We start from the raw sequence: 21,199 nt of genomic DNA on the forward strand, positions 1-21,199 counted from the left end.
TTCGATAGTGGCGGCGGACCGCGGCCCGCCGGAAAAAACAGCCAGGCAAGACGGGACGCGTCCCCCCACCTTGCCTGGCGGTTCTCGTTTACTCCGCGCCGCCCTCGGCCTCGCGCCGGCGTTCGGCCAGCTCGTGGCGATAAGCGATGGCGGCCAGATGGCGGAATTCCTCTTGCAAGGCGTCCAGCCAGCGTTCGTCGACGAACAACTGCGGCGGCAGCGCCTTGCATGCCTGGTACAGCGCCTGCAGCAAGGTGGAATGCTCGCTGTGGCGGCTGAGCAAGGCGGTGTCGCCCACCGTCTCCGCCAACAGGCCGTCCAGCTGCTGCGGCTGTTGCAGCAACGACAGCAGGAACAACAACCAGTCCGCCTCGCTGGGATTGAAGGCGCATACCTGCGGATTGCCCAACATGCGGCCGACGAAGAGCGCGTCGGCGGAGCGCAGCAGCTTGAGCTGGCTCAGCCGGCCCAGGAGGTTGCCGAACTCCAGCCGCGAACAGCTGGCGTCCAGCGAATCGATGTCGGCCAGCAGCGCGCCTTCGATGAAATCCAACACCACCGCCCGGCGTTGGTAGCCGTAGCTGCCCACCCAGTCGGCGTAAATCTCCACTTCCGCCGCCTCGCTCTCCAGAAACTGGCGGTAGCTGGCGCGCAGCAGGCCGGGGCTCAGCGACAGCGCCTTGCCGAACAGCCTCGCCTTCAGCGCGCAATTGATGCCGGCCTTCAAAGGCTTGGCCTCGGCTTGCTCCTCCACCTGCTTGAGCAGCGCCTGCAGGCGCTTGCGCACCACCTCGTCCAACTGACGGCGGCGCAGCAGTTCGCGCAACACCAGCACCAGATCGCTGTCGTCCGGGAACAAGGAACGCGCCTGACGCAACAACTCCTCGGCGCTGATCCCGTGGGACTTGGCCACGTTCACGATCTGCTGCGCCTTGGGCTGGGCTTCCTCGTCCAGCACCCGCTCGAAGCTGTCGGCCAGATGGCCCAGCTTCTTGTCGTAATCGCGGCGGTTGCGGAACTGGGTCAGCGCCGCCGACATTTCATCGGTGGACTGGACGAAGCGCTGCACCTCGGCCGCCGGGCTGGCGTCCTCCACCTGCTGCGCGTCCGCCTGCCGCGCCTCGCCCTGGCGCTGGGCGTCGCGCTGGGCGTCCAGCTTGCCCTGGTGCTTGGGCGAGCGGACGCCGAAGACCGGCGGCGGACGGCCGCTAATGTCCACGCGTCGCGCCCTTGGCCGCGCCGTCGGCGCGCTGTTCGCGGTCCAGGTAGTCGCGCACCCATTGCTGCAGCGGATCGCTGGAGATGCCGCCCTCCTTGGCCACCGCCGCCGATAGATCGCTGGCGTCCGGCGTCAGCGGGTCGTCGATCTCACGCGGCTGAATCAGGAACACGCGCACGGTATTGCTCTGGTTCTGGCTGCGGTAGCGGAACAGGCCGCCCACCAAGGGCAGGCTGCCCAAGAACGGCACCTTGTTGTTCTGTTCGATATTGGCGTCGCGGGTGTAACCGCCTATCAGCAAGCTCTTGCCCTGCGGCACCCGCGCCACGGTGCTGATGCGGGTGCGGCCCACCTCGGGCAAGGCGTCCTGCGGGTCCTTGTCGTAATCCGGCGTCTTGGCCTCGCGGCCGTCCTCGATGTTCAGCGACATCTCGATCTGGCCATCGGCGGAGAAGCGCGGCAGCACGCTGACCAGGGTGCCGTAGGTCACGTGTTGCAGGCTGGAATTGCGTTCGCCCACCAGCTTGGCGTAGAAGGTGCGGCTGTTGTCGAAGATGGCCGGCACGTTTTCCTGGGTCAGCACCACCGGGCGCGACACCACATTCGCCTTGTTCTTCTGCGACAAGGCCATCACCGAAGCGATGAAGCGGGTGCCGTCCAGGGTGCTGAGCGAGGAGGGTTGGTTCAGCGTCACGCCCAGCTTGTTGCCCACGGTGGCGCTGCCGCTCCAGTTGACGCCCAGTTGATCCAGGTCGCCCTTGTCCAGGTCTATGATCCACAGCGACAGCTCCACGTGGCGCTTGGCCACGTCCAGCGCCAGCGCCAGGTTCTCGATGAAACGCACCTGCTCGGCGGTGCCCTTGATCAGCAGGCTGTTGGTGTCCGGGTAGGCGATCACCTTGATGTCGCCGGCCGCCGCGTCCTGCTTCAGCGCGTCGGGCAGGCTTAAGCCGGCCTGGTAGGCCGGCGCCTTGAGCTCCCCGCCGGCGGGAAAGTCCGGCATCGCCGGGATGTCGCTGCCCCGCGCCGGCGGCCGCGCCGGATTGACGCCGGCGGTCTGCAAGGGCTTGTCTTCGCCCTGCAGCAGCTTCTCTATCACCGTGGCCATGCCGGGGATGACGATTTTCTGGTCGCGCAGCTCATAGCTGCGGTCGCTGACGAAGGTGTTGTTGAGCCGCACCACGCCTATCTTCTGCCGGCCCAGTTCAATGCCGTCGCTCTGCTTGTCCATGAAGCCGGCGGCGTTGACCACCAGATCCACGAAGACCGGCGGCCCGGACACGTAGAAGGTTCCGCTACGGTTGTCGCCGCGTAGCGGATAGCGTTTGTCGTAGAGGCCGGACTTGCGCAGGAAGTCGTTGAAGGCGGAGAGCGACACATTGCGCAGCGACACCACCGCGTTGCGGGTTTCGCTGGCGTCGTAGACATAGATGGCCTGGCCGTCGTGATACCAGATCAGGCCCAGCTGCTGAGTCATCTTGTCCAGCAGCGCCTGCGGGTTGGCCAGGTCGAAATCGCCGCTGATCTGCTTGCGCGCCGCCTGCTTGCTGACGATCACCGGCTTTTTCAGCCGCGAGGAAATCGCGTCGAAGAACGAACGCAGGCCCTCCTTCTTGGCGACGTAGCCGGCGGAGTCGGCGGCGCGCGCCGGTTCCGGCGCGGCGGCGGCCGGCACGGCCGCGAGCAGCGCCGCGGCCAGCAGCGCGGCGGATAAAAAGCTTCGATTCATTTGGTGGCCAGTTGAATAATGTTGGACAGACCGCGCGGCGAAACGCCGATCAGTCCCTTGATTTCGTTGGAAAAATGCGACGACGAGGCGTAGCCGTGCTTGAGCGCCACCTGGGTCAGGTTTTCCCGCCCCTCCGCCACGTCCAGCAGCGAACGGGCCATGCGCCAGTCGCGCAGCTCGGTCTTGGCCGCGTTGCCCAGCGCGTGGCGGCACAAGCGGCGGAAGTGGGAGTAGGACACGCCGTAGCGCTCTCCCAGCGCCTGCAACTTGTCGCCGCAGGCGGACTGGGCCAGCAGGAAGCGCACCAGCCAATAACTCTCGCTGCGACGCAGCAGCGTCAGCAACGCGGCGAAGGCCGGCGACGGCGCCAACACCTGCAGCAAGAACCAGTACTCGCAACGCTTGCGGTCCTGCCAGGCCGTCAGATCGGCCAACGGCAATTGCGCGCAGCGCGCCTCGCTTGCCGGCGCGTCCGCGTCTCGGGCCTCGTCGGTCTTGGCTTCGTCGACGAAGGCCAGCAGCTTGCTGAACGCCTCCAGCCGGACCGGCTGAAACGGCAGCGCGCCGGCAACCACGCTCACTTCCACGCGGTCCAGCAACAGCAGGCCCTGCCAATCCGCCGCCAGGGTCAGCGTTTCCGCGCCCTCTTCCCAGCTCAGTTCCAGCCGCGCCTCTTCCCGGCGCGGCGGCAGCAACCAGACGTCCTGGGCCGGCGCGCAGCGCTTGGCGGCGGCCTCCAAAGTCTCCAGCGGGTGCAACACATCGTTATCGGTCATCGGTCAAACGCCCTGCCGGGCTCGTGCTTGGACTGGGAAAGTGTCCCCCAGCGCCGCGGGCGAATCCTGATGCAAATCTGATGGGAACCCGAGTTTTCGCTCCAACGCCCGCCAGACACAAAGAACAGGCCCCCCGCTGCGGCGCCCGCGCGACAAAAGCCGCTACGGTCTCGCTCACGCGTTCCGCGCGGGCTCAATCAGCGTCGCGATTATCTCTTTCCCCGCCGCGGGCAACTTTCAACTATCGACCATGCCCGCCGCTTTTCGCCATCAGTAATAACGCTCAGCAAAGCTACGCAGACGCCGCCGCCGCCGCCGCCGTGCTATAGGCAGAGATAGGCCCTTAAATGCCAAATGAATTCTTAAAATCAAAAACGCCGCGATGCCCACTGGAGAAAATGCGATGGCTAGGATGAACCTCACCTTGCGCCGGGGAGCGGCGCTGCTATTGCTGTTGAGCCTGGCCGGCTGCCGGGACGATCAGCCCAAGCCCGGCACCGTGCAGGACGAGGCCAAACTGGCTCAGCGCACGGTGGAATCCTTCCCCGCCGCCAGCGAGGACTATTTCAAGGACATGGACAGCGCGGTGGCGCTGAACGCCGACGAGGTCAAGGGGCGCAACACCTGGCTGGTGTGGACCGGCGGCAACGACAGGCTGTGGGATAAGCTCGCCACTGTCAGCGTCGGCAACCTGGACTTGCTCAAAACCCTGTCCTCCCATCCCGGCCTCAAGTTCAGCCGCGACAACCGCTGGAACTACCTGGGCCTGGTCAACGAACCCTGTTTCGACAAGGCCGCCGGCCCGGACGACAAGCGCTTCGGCCTGTGGCTGGACCAGCGCCGCGCCGATTGCCCGAAAGACCCGTTCGAGAATGAGAAGAGATACCCCGGCGTGATCATCGGCGCGCGCGGCAAGAACCTGCCCGTCGGCTCCTTCTACGGCTACGCCACCGGCGTGGTGGGCCTGCGCCTGTTCCCCAACCCGGCCTTCGACGAAGCCGCCGCCAAGAAATGGGACGCCAAGCGCTATTACGAAGACCCGGCGTATTACAACGACAAAGACCTGATCCGCCCCTACCGCGTGGGCATGTCCTGTGCGTTCTGCCACGTCGGCCCCAACCCGGTGAAACCGCCGGCGGACCCGGAACATCCGAAGTGGGAAAACCTGAGCTCCAACGTCGGCGCCCAGTATTTCTGGGTGGACCGCATCTTCTCCTGGCAGGCGGACCCCAGCAGCTTCCCCTTCCAGCTGTTCCACACCTCGCGCCCCGGCGCGTTGGACACCTCGCTGATCTCCACCGACTCCATCAACAACCCGCGCACCATGAACGCGGTGTACGGCCTGGGGCCTCGGCTGGACATCGCCAAGCGCTGGGGCAAGGAAACCCTGGCCGGTGGCGGACTCAACAACAAGCAGTTCAACGACTTCGTCAAAGACGGCCCGTTGACCCAGTTCTTCCAGCCGCCCAAAACCGTATGGACGCCGCGGGTGTTGAAGGACGGCTCGGACTCGGTGGGCGCGCTGGGCGCGTTGAACCGCGTCTATCTGAACATCGGCCTGTTCAGCGAGGAATGGCTGCTGCACTTCAACCCCTTGGTGGGCGGCAAAACCATCACCCCGATCCAGATCGCGGACGCGCGCAAGAACTCGGTGTACTGGCAATCCACCGAGCAGCAGACCGTGAACATGGCGCTGTTCTTCCTGAAGAGCACGGACCCGCACAAGCTGAAGGACGCCCCCGGCGGCCAGCAATACCTGAGCCGCGACGCCGCCCAGCTCAGCCGCGGCAAGGTGGTGTTCGCGGAAAACTGCGCGCGCTGCCACTCCAGCAAGCTGCCGCCCAAAGTCCCGCCGCTGGACCCCACCGCCGGCTGCGCCGGTCCGGGCTACCTGGCCTGCTTCAACAAATACTGGGACTGGACCAAGACCGAGGACTTCAAATCGCAGATGCGCCAGATCGTCCAGGCCGACGACTTCCTGAAAGACAACTACCTGTCCACCGAACTGCGGGTGCCGGTGACCTTACTGCAAACCAATGCCTGCAGCCCGCTGGCCACCAACGCGCTCAAGGGCAATATCTGGGACAACTTCTCGTCCAAAACCTATAAAGACCTGCCCTCGGTCGGCGAGATCACCGTGCACAACCCCTTCACCGGCGCGCCTTCTCAGTACAAGATGCCGGCCGGCGGCCGCGGCTACACCCGCCCCGCCTCTTTGATCAGCGTCTGGTCCACCGCGCCCTTCCTGCTCAACAACAGCCTGGGCAAATTCAACCCCAGCCCGTCGGTGGCGGCGCGCATGGAGTCCTTCAACGACTCCATCCAGAAACTGCTGTGGCCGGAAAAACGCGAGAAGGACAAGATGCTGGGCGACAAAGTGCCCGGCGTGATCGACCGCACCACCGCCCGCAGCTATCTGCGCGTGCCCGTCGGCTACTTGCCGGACGCGCTGCAAGAACTGCAAGGCCCGCTGCAACGCTATCTGCCCTGGTTGTTCGGCAAGGACGGCGTGGAGCTGGGGCCTATCCCGGCCGGCACCCCGGTCAACCTGATCGCCAACCTGCAGGTGACGCTGGACAACCCCTCGCTGGGCGAACGGCTCAAGCACGATAAAAAATTGCTGGAGCTGCTGCTCAAGATCAAGCACGACCTCAAGGCCTTGCCGCCTGGGGCCAGCGACGAAGAAGCGCGCAAGGTGTTCGCCAACCTGGCGCAGCCCATGCTGGAACTGAGCACCTGCCCGGACTTCGTGGTCAACCGCGGCCATTACTTCGGCACCGGCTACCAGACCCAGGAGCCCGGCCTCAGCGACAGCGACAAATACGCGCTGATCGAATTCTTGAAAACCTTCTAAAGCGCGCGCCATGGACGAATACGAATACATCGTGGTGGGTTCCGGCGCCGGCGGCGGCACGCTGGCGGCGCGGCTGGCCGAAGCCGGACACCGGGTCTTGCTGCTGGAGGCCGGCGGCGACCCGCGCGCGCTCAAGGGCGGCGACGCCTGGCAGCCCCAGGCGGAACGGCTGCCCGACGATTACGACGTGCCGGTGTTCCACGCGCTGGCCTCGGAAAACGAGGCGATGAAGCTGGACTACTTCGTCCGCCACTACGCCGACGACGCCCAGCAAAAGCGCGACCCCAAATACCGCGCGGAATGGAACGGCCAAAAAGTGGACGGCGTGCTCTACCCGCGCGCCGGCGCGCTGGGCGGCTGCACCGCCCACAACGCCATGATCACCGTCTACCCGCACAACGCAGACTGGGACGGCATCGCCCAACTCACCGGCGACGACAGCTGGCGCGCGGACCACATGCGCGGCTATTTCGAACGGCTGGAAAACTGCCACCACCGCCCGCTGTACCGCTGGCTGGGCCTGCTCGGCGTCAATCCCACCCGCCACGGCTGGCGCGGCTGGCTGCAAACCGAGAAGGCGATTCCGGAATCCGCGCTGGGCGACGCCGGCCTGGTGGACACCTTATTGGTGTCGGTGGACAAGGTCTTTGACGAAGTGGACGTGCCGCACCGCAGCTGGCGCTGGCTGCTGCAAGGCCAGGCCGATCCCAACGACTGGCGGCTGGTGCGCGACAACGCCGTCGGCGTCTGCTACCCGCCGCTGGCCACCCGCAATCATCAGCGCAACGGCAGCCGCGAACGGGTGCTGGACGCGGCGGCCCGCCACCCGGACCGGCTGCGCGTCGAGCTGGACGCGCTGGCCACCCGGGTGCTGTTCGACGAAGGACAGCGCGCGGTGGGCGTGGAATACCTGAAGGGCGCCGGCCTTTACCGCGCCAGCGGCCGGGTCAGCGACGCCCCCGGCGAACGCCGCGAAATCCGCTGCAGCCGCGAAGTGATCCTGGCCGGCGGCGCCTTCAACAGCCCGCAGCTGCTGATGCTGTCCGGCATCGGCCCGGCCGCCCACCTACAAGAGCACGGCATCGCGCCGCGGGTGGACCTGCCCGGCGTCGGCCAGAACCTGCAGGACCGCTACGAAGTGGGCGTGGTCAACCGGATGAACTTCAAGCACTGGGAAGTGCTGAAAGACGCGGAATTCGCGCCCGGCGACCCGCAATACAAGCAATGGGCGGAAGGCCGCAAGGGCGTTTACACCACCAATGGCGCGGTGCTGGCGGTGATCCGCCGCTCGGCGCAAGAGCGGCCGCTGCCGGACCTGTTCTGCTTCGCGCTGCTGGGCCTGTTCAAAGGCTATTTCCCCGGCTACTCGCGCTTGTTTCCCGAACACCTGAACTACCTGACCTGGGCCATTCTCAAGGCGCACACCAATAACCGCGCCGGCACGGTGACGCTGCGCTCCGCCGACCCGCGCGATCCGCCGGACATCAACTTCCACTACTTCGAGGAAGGCAGCGCCGGCGGCGATCAGGACCTGGACTCGGTGGTGGAAGGCATCAAATTCGTGCGCAGCCTCACCGCCGATTTGAAAAAACAGAATCTGATCGCGGAAGAAGAACTGCCCGGAGAAGCCGTGCAAAGCGACGATGAACTGCGTCAGTTCGTCCGCGACAACGCCTGGGGCCACCATGCCTCCTGCAGCTGCGCCATCGGCGCGCGCGAAGCCGGCGGCGTGCTGGACAGCCGCTTCCGCGTCCACGGCGTCAGCGGCCTGCGCGTGGTGGACGCCTCGGTGTTTCCGCGCATTCCCGGCTTCTTCATCGTCTCCGCGGTCTACATGATCGCGGAGAAGGCGGCGGAGGCGATTTTGGAAGACGCCAAGCGCTCATAAGCGCTGCGGGATGGCGTCCCGGCGCGAACCGGCCTTGCCGAGTGGCCTTTAGGCGTGAAGAGGAAAGGGAAGCAAACTCATATCATCTCCCCGCGCCGCCACCTCGACCCATTCCGTCGGAAAGGACCCGATGAGCACCCCGACCCAGCCCTTCTCCCAAGTCAACGCCGACGAACGCGCCGGCCTCGCCGCCGCGCGGGCGGAAGAAGGCGTGGAACGTCCAGGCGGCGGCGAAGCGCCGCAAGCCGGCCTCGCCTTCTCCGGCGGCGGCATCCGCAGCGCCACCTTCAATCTGGGCGTGCTGCAAGCGCTGGCCAGCAGCCGCTGGCTGCGCGAGTTCGACTACCTGTCCACCGTCTCCGGCGGCGGCTACCTTGGCGGCTGGCTGTCCGCGCTCAAGCGCCGCGCCGGCAACGCCGGCATGGAACAGACGCTGCGCGACCATCAAGGCCGCCAGCCGGCCATCCAGTTCCTGCGCGACTACAGCAACTACCTGACCCCCAAGACCGGCCTGTTCAGCCTGGACACCCTGTCCGCCGTCATCACCTACTGGCGCAACTTCATCCTCAACCAGGTCGTGCTGCAAAGCCTGCTGCTGGCGCTGCTGCTAGGGCCCCATTTCCTGGTGGGCCTGGCGCGCAGCCTCGCCGCCTGGCCCTACGCGGGCGCCGCCGCGCTGGCCGTGGCCGCCGCCTCCGCCGTGCTGTCCGCCCTGCTGGCGCGCGCCACCACCCGCGACGGCAAAACCGCCGCCTCGCCCAATGCCCCGGCCTGCAGCATAGGGCTATTGCTGCTCTTCTGTTACGCGATGGCGGTATTCACCCTCCAGCAACAGGAAAACCGCGCCGACTTCTGGCACCAGCTGCCGCTATGGCGGGTGGCGCTGGTCTCCAGCCTGGCCTACGCCGGCTACTGGGCCTTGCTCGCGCGCGGCTTCAGCCAGCTGCGCGGCAACGGCTATCTGCGCAGCGTGCTGTGGGCGCTGCTGGCCGGCCTGGCCGGCGGCGGCAAGTTGTGGCTCTTGCTGCAGGCGCTGGATTACGGCCTGGGCATCCGCGCGCCGCTGGCCCAGGCCTGGTATGTGGTGGCCGGCGCCTTCGCCGTGCTGCCGCCGGTATTCGCCCTCAGCGCCGCGCTGCACATCGGCCTGGTCAAACGCAGCTTCTCCGACCTGCAGCGCGAATGGTGGTCGCGCCTGGGCGGCCTGCTCTTGGCGCTGGACCTGGCGCTGGTGCTGCTGTTCCTCGTGGTGGCGCTGTCGCTGCCGCTGCTGGCGGTGAGCGCCGACTGGCTGCGCGCGCTAACCCTGCCGGCCTGGCTGCTGACCACCTTAGCCGCGGTCTGGCAAGGCCAGTCCGCCAAAACCGGCTGCGGCCAGCCCGCCGGCTGGCGCGATCTGGTCGCCCGCATCGGGCCCTACGTCTTCGTCGCCGGCTTGCTGATCCTGCTCAGCGCCGGCCTCAGCTGGCTGCTGGCGGCGCTGGAGATCCGCGCCGACGGCTGGCAGTTGCGCCAGCAGTTGTGCGGCTTTCAGCGCTGCGGTCTCAGCGATTGGACCGCGTTGCATTTCGCCGCCTCGGAACAGCAGGGCATGGGCGGCGGGCTGTACGCGGCGCTGATCCTGGCCTTCGTCGGGCTGGCCGTGTTCGCCTCCTCCCGTTTCGACATCAATCTGTTCTCGCTGCACAACTTCTACCGCAACCGGCTGACGCGCGGCTATCTGGGCGCCAGCGCGCCGCGGCGGGCGGACACGGTCAACCGCTTCACCGGCTTCAACGCCGACGACGACCTGCCGCTGGCCGAACTGTCCGGCTCGCCTTCCGGACCTCCGCAACGGCCCTACCCCCTGATCAACACCACTCTCAATCTGGTGGCCGGCGACGACCTGGCCTGGCAGCAGCGCAAGGCCGCTTCCTTCACCTTCACTCCGCTGTACTGCGGCTACAAATTTCCCGACAGCGCGCCGGAAGCCATTGACGCCTTCGTGCCCACCCGCGCCTATATGCACGACGACGCCACCGGGGCCGAGCAGGGACCGATGCTGGGCTCGCTGATGGCGGTGTCCGGCGCCGCGGTCAGCCCCAACCAGGGTTATCACAGCTCGCCGGCGGTGACCTTTCTGCTGACGGTGTTCAATGTGCGGCTGGGTCGCTGGTGCCCCAATCCGGGCAAGCCCGGCGCCGCGCTGCAGGCGATGTCCCCGCCGCAGGGCTGGGTCTATCTATTGAATGAATTGCTGGGCCGGACCAACGCCCGTTCGGACTTCGTCTATCTCAGCGACGGCGGCCACTTCGAAAACCTGGGCCTGTATGAATTGCTGCGGCGGGAATGCCGGCTGATCGTGATCAGCGACGCCGGTCAAGACGAACAAATGACTTTCGAGGATCTGGGCAACGCCATCCGCAAATGCCGGATAGACCTGGGCGCGGAAATCCATATCGACGTGGACGCCATCCGCCGCGACCCGGCCACCGGTCTTAGCCGGGCCGCCTTCGCCGTCGGCTATATTCGCTACGCCTCCGGCGCCAACGGCCACCTGCTCTATCTGAAACCCTGCCTGCAGGGCCATGGCATGGAGCCGGTGGACGTGCTGCAATACCGCGCCGAACATCCGGCCTTCCCTCACCAATCGACGCTCAACCAGTGGTTCGACGAATCCCAGTTCGAGAGTTACCGCAAGCTGGGGTTGTGCATAGGCGAGCAGGCGGTGCGCGAACTGGACCGCAACGGCGCGGGCTGGCTGGCGGCGGACGGCGGCGGCGCGTAAACGGAAGCAAGCCGGGCCTTCCCGAGCCGCCGGACAGCAGCGAGTTGGCGGGTATCGCCTGACGGTTCCCACCACCCTACCCAAACGCGGCTCCAACCGTAGGGTGGGAGGAGCGAAGCGATACCCACGCGGAAACAGATTCGACGCCATAGGCCCGCCGGACAGCCGCTTACGGTGCTTTCCACACGGTGCGTTGGCGTTTGACGGCGACAGAGGCCGGCATTGGCGCGCCCACCAGCGCCTGACGGGCGACGGCCATATTGCTGAAGCCCGCCTGCCGGTAACACAGCCGCGCGCAGGTGTCGCGGTTGGTCCACTCCCCGGACGCCCACATCGCCAGCAAGGCGGCGCGGGCTTGCGCGTGCTCGCCCCGCCATTTCTCCCAAAGGTAAAAACTCAGCAGCGCCTTCTTGATCTCCTGATTGATGGCGTGGGTGTTGGCCTGATAGTCCGGGTGGTCCGGGTGGTCGTTCGCCAGCGCAACCGTCCCGATATGCGCTTCATAGACAATGATCAAGCGCGCTGCGAGCTTCAGCGCGTGGTTGTGCTGGGTCAGCAGCTTCATGAGAGCCAGGTTCTCCTCCCGCTTATCAGAGTAAGCCATTGACGTGCTCCAGGCCGCGTTGCAAACGCTGCTGTATCGGCTCCAGCAAGGCCAAGGCGTCCTCGCTGGTGAACAGCAGCGGCTCGTCGCGGCGCTCCAACAAGGTGATCAAGGCTTGTAAGCCGGTGTGGGCGGCGCGCATGTCCATCACCCCGCTCAGCAGGGCGGTGTCCAGTTCGATGTAGCAATGACTCAGTTGCCGGCCCAATTCGCCCAGCAGCGCCACATCGCCGACGGCGGCGGGCAAGCGCTGTGAACAAAGGTGTAGCTGCTCCATCACCGGCACAGCGGCGGGCGTGGGGCGTTGGCCTGCGCAATGAGGACAGGCGGGCGGCGGCATGGCGGGAGGAAAGGTAGAGAAGGTCATCACGGTCTCCATGTCATCTTTGGAAACCTGCCCAGGCGAGGCTGGGGCAGGCACATGACAAGGTTGCAAGACCGGCTAGTTCTATAACGACCGGTAGCCCCGAGAGGCTCCCTGCCACGGCCCGCCCCGAATGGGTACGGCGTGGCAGCAGACGTAACAGCGCCAAAAGCGAACTGATTTGTCTGCTATAGAACTAATTTATGGGCTTGCAAACCCTGCGCCGCGTGATTGAGCACGGCGCGGAGCAAAGCCTAAACAGGCTGGCGGCGGGCGTCAAGAACGCTGGACGGGGTTGCCCCCGCCCGCGGCACGAAAAAGCCACAGCGGGGAGGCCGCGGCCTTTCGGTGGCAGAAGTCGCCGCTCAGGCGCGCCACTGCTCGATCTGCGCCGGCGTACCGTGGAACTCCACATCATGCGCGCGCGGGCTCAGATCCAAGTCGGGATGCTGGCTCAGCAGCGGCGCCAGCGTATCCGCATGCGCGCTCAGGAAACGCGCCATCTGCTCGCTGCCCTCGGGGCAATGCGTTTCCGCCGTCGCCTGCATGCGCTGATACAGTTCAGGCTGATTCACCGCGGCTAGATTGGTCGGCACATAGGGGCGGTTGGCGGCGGCGGCCTCGGCGATGGGGAAGGTTTCAGCAAAGGTGTGATAGCCACCAAAATTCATGAAGGCGGCGATCCCCAGGCCAGCCGCCAACGCCAGCTCAGGCTTGCCGTAAATCCGTTCCTCGCCCAGGGTATTGAGCGCCAGCAAAATATCGCAGGTACCACCGGATTGAGCGCCTGCGGAAGGCAGGCCTTGCGTATTGCTCTCCATCGCAAACGCGCCGAAGGGCTGCCAACGGTTGATACCGGTGCCGTGCGTCATGGCATGCTGTTCCAGCATCTTGCCGATGCCTAGCTGTGCATAAGCCTCCGGCACCGCGCCCATGTCCGCCTCCGACATGGTGAACGGGCGGCTCAGATCGGCGATAGGCGCGCCTTCGCGCGGAATCGCATTGATATTCTGGTTGCGGTCGCCCAAGGCCTGGCGCAAAGCCGCGTCGTCCGCCCCATCGACGGTGCGCTGCACCACTTGGCCAAAGCCCAGGCCATATTTGGCGGCATCCTCGTACACCCCGTTCACCGCGCGCGCGCCGCCTTCTTCCGTCGCCACCATAGGCATGCGCTCGCTGCGCGCGCGGCTCAATGGATTATCGAAACCCGGCGTACGGGTCTTGCCGGCGAATTCCTTGAAGCGGGCGGCGAAGTCATCCGCCTGCGCGGACAGGCCCGCCTCGCGCAACAAGGCGCCGCAGGCGTCGGCGTTGGCCTGTTTGTGCTGGGAGAACAGTTCCGGCTTGGCCTGGTTTTCCACCGGGTTCATCAGTTGCCACACCGTGGTGCCGAACGCGCTCAAGGTACGGATCTTGGTCAGCAGTTCGGCGTGCCCCTGCTTGCCGGAACCATCGGCGCGGCCTTGCAGCGGGGTGCTCAGCGTCTCCAGTAGCCAAGGCTGGAAGTCCTGCCCGCCATTCATCTGTCGGCCAATCTGGTCCGACTCCGCCGACAGCGGCTTGATCGCCGCTTGCAACACCGCGCCCAGCGTCTGTTCGCGGCCCTGGAAATACACGGTGCGGCCAGCGGCTTCTCCCTGCCCCTCCAGCATGTGGCGCAGCAAGCCCGCCAATTGCCGTGCGTGCTGGTCGAACACATCGCCCATCTTGCCCGGCCGGTCCAGCAAGGACATGCTGGCGCCCGCTTCAAAAAACTTGCTGTTGCTGACCGCCTGCTGCTGGGCGGCCGACAAGGCCACGCCCTGCGGCCCGCTTTTGGCCGTCGCCTCCGGCTTGCCTTGGGCGTCCATGCCGAATATCGCGTTCAACGTACCGCCTGATCTGGATACAAACATGGCGAGCTTCCTTTCAAGGTTGAATTCAGCCGCCAATCTCCCACCAAGCGCCAATCCAAACTTTCAGAAAAAGACCACAGTAACAAGAAGGCCAACGACTAAGCTGAACACCGTCAAAATAAAGCGGCGCGCCGATTTGGCGCGCCGCTTGCGTGTGAGAGCCTGTTCAAAGTCTCGCGGGCAAGGACGAGGCAAGGCGAAAACGAGCGAAAAAACGGAATGGTCTAGCGGTACATGAGCATGTTGAGTTTGTACTCACCCTGCAACGCTTCACGAAGCGCAGCAGACATTGAACAAGCTCTGAGAACATTCCGTCTTCAACGCCCGGCCTGGCGGTAAGGCGCCATCACCTCCGCCAGTTCCGCCCGGTCTTCATGCGGAGCCAGCACCGCCAGTTTCGACAGATCCATCTTGCCGTCCAGGAAGGCCAGCAGCCGCTCCAGATCGTCCAGATCGCTCATATAGTGGCCGGAGGACAGCACCAGCGATCTGGCCTTGCCGTCGCGCAGCTCTATCATCGCCGCCGCCCGCACCGGCTTGCCGGCGCTGGTGCTGGTATGGTGCAAACGCCCCAGCACCGCGTCGTGGACGAACAGCCTGTCGTCGCGGTCCAGCACCAGGATGGCGTAGCCGGGCATGCCCAGCTTGCCCTTGGATCCGGCGGTGTCGATGAGCGCGCCGTCCGGCCGCCGCCATACGCCGTCGGCCACTTCGGCCAAATAAGGCTTGAGCGCGGCGGCGTCGCTCAGATAGCTGACTTGCGGCGCGTCGCCCAGGCGCGCCATGCGCGGCGGCTGGCCGGGCCTCGCCAAATTGATTTCCAGCTGAGGGCGGGCATCCATCCAGGCGAAGAAGTTTTCCCTGGCGCTGTCGCCGCTGGCCACCCATTGCCGGTGCGCCGGCTGCGCGTATTCCCGGTAGCGATGGCGCGGGTCGCGCGCTTCACGCAGCTCTTCGTCCACCAGTCCGGTTTCGCTTTCTCTGGGCATCAGCGCGGCGACAAAGCGGGCGGCGTCGCGGAAACGCTCCAAGGGCCGCGGCGCGGGTTCGCAAACGCTGTCGACGCCCTTGACCGCTTGCGCCAGCCGGCTGGACGCCGCCGGCGGCGGCGCATCCGGGCGCGGCGGCGGCATGGCCGCGCCGCTTGCCGTGATTCTCATCAGGATTTGTCCTCTTGTTCCTTGTCCATGCCCGCTAGCGCGCCAGCGGCAGTTCTTCCCAACCGGCGAAACTCTGCTTGTCCGCCTGCCATAGAGGGAGCTGGCGTTCCATCATCGCGTCCAGCGCGTCCAGCGCGGCGTCCCCGGCGCGCCTGGAGCCGCTGGCGGCGTAGTCTGCCATCGCGGCGAAGAAATCCGCGCCGTCCACGCCCTGGCGCTTCAAGTAGTAGCCGGCCTCTTGCCGCGCTGCCGAGCCCGGTTCGGCCAGTTTGCGGCACAGGGCTTCCAGCGCCGGGCGCTGCGCCTCTCTCATGGCCGGCCAACGCTCGCTCTCGTCCACCGCCTTCAGGTGCAGATAGTGCATCAGCGGCGCGCTCAGGCTGTTGTCGCCCCAACGCTCGCCCAGCACCGCGGTGGCGGAGGAGCCGGCGTTAAGGCCCAGTTCCAGCGACACCCCCGGCTGCAGCGGCACGCCGCCGGAGGCGGACACACCGAGGTTGCCGCTGGCGCTGATCCGGCTCAGTTGCAGCCGGAAGCCGGCGGCCTCGGCCGGGAAATCGGCCTGGGTCTGGTATTGCGGCCGGTAAAAGCGCAGCAGCAGGGTCAGCGCGCCGCCGCCTTGCAAGCCCACGGAACTTTGCAGGCCGGCCAGCGCCGCCGGCACTTCGGCGGCCAGGCCGTGCGGCGCCAGCTGCGCGCTCAGCGCGTCGCGCAAGGCGTCCAGCGGCCAAGAGCCGCTCAGATTGCCGGACAGGCTCAAGCGCACGTCCTTGTAGTCGCCGGCGCGCACCGGGTTGTGGTGCACGCGGGTGCGCTCGGTCAGCGAGGCTTCCGCTTTCAGACCCAGCGGGCCCAGCGCGCCGCCCAGGTCCAAGGCGACGCTGCGGTCGCGGATCTGCAGGCGCAGCACGTCGTGAAAGCTGGTGCGCTTGGCCAGCGCCGCCGCGTCGTGGCGGATGGGCGGCGCGTACAAACGCGGCGCCAACTGGTCCAGGCTTTGCAACAGGGTCTCGTCGCCCTTGCCCGCCGCGGTCAGGGTCAGCGCGGCGTGGGCCAGCGCCATATTGGCCAGCGTTTCCTCGCGGCTCCCCGCGCGCCAGGCGGCTTGGATCGAGCGCTCCACCGCCGCGCCGCCCTGGCGCTTGCCGATGCCGGCGTCCAGTTGCTGGGCTACGGCGCAAAAATGTTCGAATTCGGCGCGTAAACCGTCCGCTGCGTCGCGCAGCTTTTCCGGCGCCAGTTCGCGCAGCGCCGTCATGTTCTGCGCGCCGCTGAGCCAGCTTAACGGATGGTTGCGCGCGTCCGCGCCCATCAGCGCGGCGGCTTTTTGTTCGATGCCGGCCAGCCGCTGCTGCGCGATCGTCGCGTTGCGCGCCGCGCCCTGCTCCTGGCGCAGGCCTTGCCAGATCGGCGTCAGCGCGTCGGCCTGGATGTCGATGCGCTCCACCGCCGCGCCAACGCCGGCCCCGACGCCGACGGCTTCGGCGCGGGCGGAAGCGCTGCCCTTGACGCTGTCCACCTTGCTGGGCGGCAGATAGGGCGCTTGCGCGCCGGGCAGGGAGGCGGCGCTGTCGCGCTGCCCCAGCCAGCCCAGCAATACGCCCAGCCGTTGTTGTTGATCCGCCGCCTGCTGTTGCAGTTGCTGGTACTGGCGCAATTCATTGCCGTGGCTGGGGCGGAACAGGCGGATCAGCGCGCCCACCGCGGTGCGGGCGCTGAGGCCCAAAGTGTCTCGGCGCGAGCCGTGAGCCAGTTGGTCCGCCTTCAGTTTGACGAAGGCGGTGGCGCTGGCGTATTCGGTCGCCACGGTGCGTTGGCGGCGGCCTTCCACCGCGCCGGATAAGGAGGCGACGCCGACGCCGCCCTGGACCCCGGCGCGCGCGGACACCGCCTTGCCTTGGTTCTGGAATACGAAGCCTTCGTCGTCGTTGTCCATGCCGCGGCTCCAGGCCAGGCCCACGCTGAGAGTGGCCTTGGCCCCGGCGCCGGCTTCGCCCAGCCCCAGGCCGACGCCGACGCCGACCGAAGCGCCGACATTGTGCTCCTGGCTGGCGCCCGGCTGATCAAAACGCTGGAATTGCGGCAGCAGCTGCGCTTCCGCCTCCTTCCGCGCCAATTGCGCCCAGGCCGCCTGGCCCAGCAAGGCCAGCCGCTGACCCAGTTCCGCCAGCGGGCTGCCCGGCGCCGCCGCGCGCGTCAGCGCCTCCATGTCCAGCGACAGCCGCGCGCATTCCTTGATGTCCAGCGGCGCCCGCGCGTCGCCGGCCGCCAGCGTCTGCCGCAAGCTTTCCACGATGGCCACCGTCTTGGGCGCCACTGCGTGGCTGCGCGGCAGGATGTTCAGCGCCTGCACCCAGCGCGGCCAGCGCGAGCGCTCCGGCTCCGCCTGGCGATACGCTTCGCGTTTCATCGCCAGCAAGGTCTGGCCCAGGTCCTCGCGCCGCAAACGCAGCTTGTCGTCGCTGAGCACCACCTGGCTGCCCCGCGCCGGCGGCGCGTCTTCCACGCTGCGTTCCGGCGCGCCGCGCGCGCCGTTGAACGCCGCGGCCAGCCCCTGCGCCGGCCGTGGCGCCGAAGATTCCGATAAGCGGCGGAAGCCCTGCAACCGCACCGTACCCGCCCCGCTTGCAACTGTGTCCAACATGGATGCCTCCTCGCGCCGCATCGCGGCTCAAACGCCGGGCCGGGCCCGCGCGTCTGCCTAGTTTTCGCCGTTTCCGGCCTTCAAGTTCGCGGCCAGCGCCAGCGGCGACGGCCTTTCCGACTGCAGCTCCCGCCCCATCTCCGTCAAGCGCAGCAGCAACCCTTGCAATTGCCCCCGCGTCTCAGAGCTGACTGTGCCGTCTTTCACGCCCTGTGCCGCCAAATCGCGATATTTGGCGCAGTCCCGAGCCAACCCGGCTTGCACAGCTTGCCAGGCGTCGGCGGCGCTGGATCCCGGCTTCTGTTCGACAGCCGGCGCCTGCGCCGTCATGCCGCCGCCGCGCAACGCGGCCGCGAACGGGCTTTGCGCCGGCGCGGACGCCGCGCTTGGCTGCGGCTCGGACAACCCCGCCAAACGGGAGGGGTCGGCGGTCGGCTTCGACAAAACATTAAAAGACATTTCAAACGCTCCTGATTTGGCGGCGAGGCCAGAACGACGGTGATGAGGGGCCGCCGGCGCATGCTCGGCGACAGCGTCAAACTACCCCAACCCCCGTGTCCGAACTTGCATAAATCGGCCGCGGCCCGGCTCTCGCCGACCCCTCGTTTTTGAGAGTTTTCCCATTTGTAGCAAGCACTCCCTCACGTAGTATTCCTACATACCCTAAATTTATGCGAAGGAAATCAAAACCCTACTTATCAACCCAATGACATAAGAACAGGACAAACAAGACCATGTCATTCGCTGAACATTTTTTGCAAGCTGGCCCTCGTCGGCAAAAGTACCATCCACTCTCTCTGTTTTTATGACCGGATAAAGGCTTTGAGCGCCAGTTGACGACACTGGCAATTCCAGGCGACAGCGGGCGGGAAGCGGCGGACACACGCCGCGCGATGCGAATCCGCAGCCGGCCCCAAGAACCAGCGCAAATCACCCAACAGATCCACCGAACAAAAAACACGCCGACATGCCGCGATGCTACGGGGAATAGCACACAAGTCGCGACATTGGTCGACTCGATCCGCATGGTCCGCCATGCGCTATTGCGCCGTGCGCGCAAGAGGAACTAGAAGATGGCGTTACATAAAGATGGCTTCATGAACAGGCAATTTGTTTTTGGCGACTTCGTCCTTCACTTCGACGGCATGCTGCTGCACCGCGAGCAGCAGATCAGCATTCCGCCCAAGGAACTGGCTGTGCTGACTGCCCTGCTGGAAGCGGCGGGAGAGCTGGTCAGCAAGGACGCGCTGCTGGACCGCGTCTGGCCGGACGGCGAAGTCAACGAAGAGTCGCTGACCCGCTGTATCTACGCGCTGCGGCGCATCCTGCTGGAAACCAAGGATTGCCGTTATATCGACACGGTGTACGGCAAGGGCTATCGCTTCAGCCGCCCGGTGGCCATGGTGTCCAAACCCACGCCGCTGGCGGCGCAATGCTCGGTGGCCGTGCTGCCCTTCCGCACCCACCCGCAACTGGACGCGGTCAGTCTGCACAACGCTCTGGTGCAATGCCTGTCGCGCTACTCGCCGTTCGGCCTGATCGTGCTGCCGGCCACCATCACCGAGAACTGCCGCGACGTCACCGACATCGTGGCGATGATTGATCAGCTGCGCCCGGACTACTACCTGGCCGGCCAGACCCTGCAACAAGGCGGCGTCTGGAAGCTGCGGGTGGAGTTGGTGCGCGCCGCCGGCCATCAGCTGATCCACCATGAAAGCATAGAGCTGAGCCCGGAACAGCCAATCACCGCGCTGCAGACCCGGCTGGCCAGCCTGCTGCCGCAACGCATTCCCGGCCTGCGCTGGAATCAGGGCCAAAACAACGAGCTGGGCTCGCTGGACATGGCCATCACCTATCTGAACGGCCGCCACGAACTGCAGCAACACACCCCGTCCAGCCTGCGTCGCGCGCTGATGCTGCTGCGCCAGTGCGTCAACGCCGGCCCCAGCCACGCGCTGCCTTACTGCAGTTTGGCCGAGTGCTATCTGACCCTGGCCCAGTTGGGCCTGTTCGACCAGGCCCAGGCGCTGATTCAGGCGCAGCAGGCGGTGAACAAGGCGGTGGAGCTGGACGCGTCCAACCCCCAGGCGCTGGGCTTGCTGGCCCTGCTCAGCAGCATGCGCTCGGAGCAGGCAGTGGCCGAGGCTCTGTTCGAACAGGCGCGGATGCTCGCGCCGGATGCCGTCGACATCCATTACTACCACGCCTGGCATTTATTTCTGTCAGGCAAGCTGGCCCAGGCGCAGCAAGCGCTGGACGCCTGCCTGGAACGCGACCCCTCGCGCATCTCCGCCAGCATTCTCAAGCTGTGGCTGACCTATTACGAACACCGCATCGACGACGCGGTGTCGCTGGGCAAGCGCCAGCTCTGCCAATACGGCCAGAACCACCCGGTGCTGCAAAGCGTGCTGGCGCTGCTGCTGGGGCTGCAAGGCCAGCATGCGCAAGCCGACGAGTTGGTGCAGGCGGTGCGCGACTCCGGCGAGGAAGCGGGCCTGCTCGCCCTCAATCACAGCTACGTGGACTATTGCCGTCGCGGCGACGCCGCGGTGCCCGCCTTGCGCGCCTTCCTCGCCAAGGTGGACAGCCGCCAGGTGCGCTCCAGCCTGCTGCCGCTGATTCTGGCCGCGCAGGGCCCGGAGGCCGCTGTCCAACATTGGCGCCAGTTGCAAGCCGAAGGCTATCTGTGGATCAAGGCCTGGCGTCATGATCCGCGTCTGAGCGAGCTGGCGGAACACGCCCAGCCCTGCCAGCCGGAGGCCGCGTGATCCGCGTCTATCTGCTGTCCGTACTGTTGTTGTGCGCCGGCGCGGCGCGGGCGGACTGCTGGGATCGCGCCGGCCGCATGTTCAATATCGCGCCGGACTTGCTCTACGCCATCGCCCAGCAGGAGTCCGGGCTCAAACCGGACGCGGTGGGACGCAACCGCGACGGCAGCCGGGACCTGGGCCTGATGCAGATCAACAGCACCCATCTGCCGCGGCTGCGCCAGTTGGGCGTCACCGAACCGCAGTTGATGGGCGACGCCTGCCTATCCGTGGTCGTCGGCGCCTCCATCCTGGCCGAGATGATGAAACGCTACGGTTATTCCTGGGAGGCGGTGGGCGCTTACAACGCCGGCACCGCGCCCAGCCGCCGCGCCTTGCGCATGCGTTACGCCGAGCAAGTATGGCGGCGCTACCAGAAACTGCGCCAAGCCGCCCCATCCCCAAGCAAGGAGCTCTCATGATTCGCTCGCTTCCCCCCGCCGCGCGCGCATTGCCCGCCGCGGCCCCGGTGGCCCTCCCCAGGGCCTGTCC

The 21,199-nt window shown here is 66.5% G+C and carries 14 protein-coding genes; 5 read left to right on the top strand and 9 right to left on the bottom strand.

Translation table 11 applies throughout. The annotated features are described in order from the left end of the window. Positions 1 to 88 precede the first annotated feature (88 nt). Genes HA052_RS21265 through invF form a run of 3 tightly spaced genes read right to left on the bottom strand, consistent with a single transcriptional unit; the run spans position 89 to position 3,724 of the window. Positions 89 to 1,219 (bottom strand): YopN/LcrE/InvE/MxiC type III secretion system gatekeeper, encoded by a 1,131-nt coding sequence (locus HA052_RS21265; RefSeq protein ID WP_346774577.1) that lies wholly within the window; start codon positions 1,217 to 1,219, stop codon positions 89 to 91. Continuing rightward, the gene (gene sctC, locus HA052_RS21270) at positions 1,209 to 2,948 is read right to left on the bottom strand and encodes a type III secretion system outer membrane ring subunit SctC (protein ID WP_166453482.1); all 1,740 of its coding nucleotides are present in this window, start codon (positions 2,946 to 2,948) and stop codon (positions 1,209 to 1,211) included. The genes HA052_RS21265 and sctC overlap by 11 nt, the downstream gene beginning before the upstream one ends. Then, the gene (invF, locus tag HA052_RS21275; RefSeq protein ID WP_166453483.1) at positions 2,945 to 3,724 is read right to left on the bottom strand and encodes an AraC family transcriptional regulator InvF; all 780 of its coding nucleotides are present in this window, start codon (positions 3,722 to 3,724) and stop codon (positions 2,945 to 2,947) included. Before invF ends, sctC begins: the two co-directional genes overlap by 4 nt. A gap of 403 nt (positions 3,725 to 4,127) precedes the next feature. On the opposite strand from invF, the gene HA052_RS21280 reads away from it, so the two are divergent. The 3 genes from HA052_RS21280 to HA052_RS21290 all read left to right on the top strand — a co-directional run bounded on the left by HA052_RS21280 (position 4,128) and on the right by HA052_RS21290 (position 11,233). Beyond that, the gene (locus HA052_RS21280) at positions 4,128 to 6,578 is read left to right on the top strand and encodes a hypothetical protein (RefSeq protein WP_081548854.1); all 2,451 of its coding nucleotides are present in this window, start codon (positions 4,128 to 4,130) and stop codon (positions 6,576 to 6,578) included. Positions 6,579 to 6,588: 10 nt separating this feature from the next. After that, positions 6,589 to 8,466: a GMC family oxidoreductase gene (locus HA052_RS21285; RefSeq protein ID WP_166453484.1), complete on the top strand. Its 1,878-nt coding sequence runs from the start codon at positions 6,589 to 6,591 to the stop codon at positions 8,464 to 8,466. 130 nt (positions 8,467 to 8,596) lie between these two features. After that, positions 8,597 to 11,233, top strand: a complete 2,637-nt coding sequence (locus HA052_RS21290) for a patatin-like phospholipase domain-containing protein (protein ID WP_166453485.1) — start codon at positions 8,597 to 8,599, stop codon at positions 11,231 to 11,233. A 169-nt stretch (positions 11,234 to 11,402) separates the two neighbouring features. On the opposite strand, the gene HA052_RS21295 is transcribed toward HA052_RS21290, so the two are convergent. The 6 genes from HA052_RS21295 to HA052_RS21320 form a co-directional block, all read right to left on the bottom strand. Beyond that, a complete protein-coding gene (locus HA052_RS21295; RefSeq protein ID WP_166453486.1) occupies positions 11,403 to 11,798 on the bottom strand; it encodes a hypothetical protein in 396 nt (131 codons plus the stop codon). Positions 11,799 to 11,823: 25 nt separating this feature from the next. Next, positions 11,824 to 12,204: a DUF1484 family protein gene (locus HA052_RS21300; RefSeq protein WP_166453487.1), complete on the bottom strand. Its 381-nt coding sequence runs from the start codon at positions 12,202 to 12,204 to the stop codon at positions 11,824 to 11,826. 362 nt (positions 12,205 to 12,566) lie between these two features. Beyond that, positions 12,567 to 14,096 carry a hypothetical protein gene (locus tag HA052_RS21305; protein ID WP_166453488.1) on the bottom strand — a complete coding sequence of 510 codons (1,530 nt, stop codon included), beginning with the start codon at positions 14,094 to 14,096 and terminating at the stop codon, positions 12,567 to 12,569. 317 nt (positions 14,097 to 14,413) lie between these two features. Next, entirely contained in the window at positions 14,414 to 15,256 is an 843-nt protein-coding gene (locus HA052_RS21310) for an IQM protein middle domain-containing protein (RefSeq protein WP_166453489.1), read from the bottom strand. Between the two features lie 34 nt (positions 15,257 to 15,290). Further along, entirely contained in the window at positions 15,291 to 17,900 is a 2,610-nt protein-coding gene (locus HA052_RS21315) for a hypothetical protein (RefSeq protein ID WP_166453490.1), read from the bottom strand. A gap of 57 nt (positions 17,901 to 17,957) precedes the next feature. After that, the gene (locus HA052_RS21320) at positions 17,958 to 18,359 is read right to left on the bottom strand and encodes a hypothetical protein (protein WP_166453491.1); all 402 of its coding nucleotides are present in this window, start codon (positions 18,357 to 18,359) and stop codon (positions 17,958 to 17,960) included. A gap of 614 nt (positions 18,360 to 18,973) precedes the next feature. Here HA052_RS21320 and HA052_RS21325 point away from each other — a divergent pair. Together HA052_RS21325 and iagB are read left to right on the top strand one after the other, a co-directional pair. After that, positions 18,974 to 20,668 (top strand): HilA/EilA family virulence transcriptional regulator, encoded by a 1,695-nt coding sequence (locus HA052_RS21325; protein ID WP_166453492.1) that lies wholly within the window; start codon positions 18,974 to 18,976, stop codon positions 20,666 to 20,668. Next, the gene (gene iagB / locus HA052_RS21330; RefSeq protein WP_166453493.1) at positions 20,665 to 21,129 is read left to right on the top strand and encodes a type III secretion system invasion protein IagB; all 465 of its coding nucleotides are present in this window, start codon (positions 20,665 to 20,667) and stop codon (positions 21,127 to 21,129) included. The genes HA052_RS21325 and iagB overlap by 4 nt, the downstream gene beginning before the upstream one ends. The last annotated feature ends 70 nt before the right edge of the window (positions 21,130 to 21,199 follow it).

Source organism: Chromobacterium fluminis (assembly GCF_011602385.1).
Lineage (GTDB): Bacteria > Pseudomonadota > Gammaproteobacteria > Burkholderiales > Chromobacteriaceae > Chromobacterium > Chromobacterium fluminis.

Excerpts from the sequence above, each read along its gene's own strand:
- HA052_RS21305 (WP_166453488.1), bottom strand. The coding sequence starts at position 14,096 with ATGTTTGTATCCAGATCAGGCGGTACGTTGAACGCGATATTCGGCATG.
- HA052_RS21315 (WP_166453490.1), bottom strand. The coding sequence starts at position 17,900 with ATGTTGGACACAGTTGCAAGCGGGGCGGGTACGGTGCGGTTGCAGGGC.
- HA052_RS21325 (WP_166453492.1), top strand. The coding sequence starts at position 18,974 with ATGGCGTTACATAAAGATGGCTTCATGAACAGGCAATTTGTTTTTGGC.
- HA052_RS21290 (WP_166453485.1), top strand. The coding sequence starts at position 8,597 with ATGAGCACCCCGACCCAGCCCTTCTCCCAAGTCAACGCCGACGAACGC.
- HA052_RS21300 (WP_166453487.1), bottom strand. The coding sequence starts at position 12,204 with ATGACCTTCTCTACCTTTCCTCCCGCCATGCCGCCGCCCGCCTGTCCT.
- HA052_RS21280 (WP_081548854.1), top strand. The coding sequence starts at position 4,128 with ATGGCTAGGATGAACCTCACCTTGCGCCGGGGAGCGGCGCTGCTATTG.
- HA052_RS21285 (WP_166453484.1), top strand. The coding sequence starts at position 6,589 with ATGGACGAATACGAATACATCGTGGTGGGTTCCGGCGCCGGCGGCGGC.
- sctC (WP_166453482.1), bottom strand. The coding sequence starts at position 2,948 with ATGAATCGAAGCTTTTTATCCGCCGCGCTGCTGGCCGCGGCGCTGCTC.
- HA052_RS21320 (WP_166453491.1), bottom strand. The coding sequence starts at position 18,359 with ATGTCTTTTAATGTTTTGTCGAAGCCGACCGCCGACCCCTCCCGTTTG.
- HA052_RS21295 (WP_166453486.1), bottom strand. The coding sequence starts at position 11,798 with ATGAAGCTGCTGACCCAGCACAACCACGCGCTGAAGCTCGCAGCGCGC.
- invF (WP_166453483.1), bottom strand. The coding sequence starts at position 3,724 with ATGACCGATAACGATGTGTTGCACCCGCTGGAGACTTTGGAGGCCGCC.
- HA052_RS21310 (WP_166453489.1), bottom strand. The coding sequence starts at position 15,256 with ATGAGAATCACGGCAAGCGGCGCGGCCATGCCGCCGCCGCGCCCGGAT.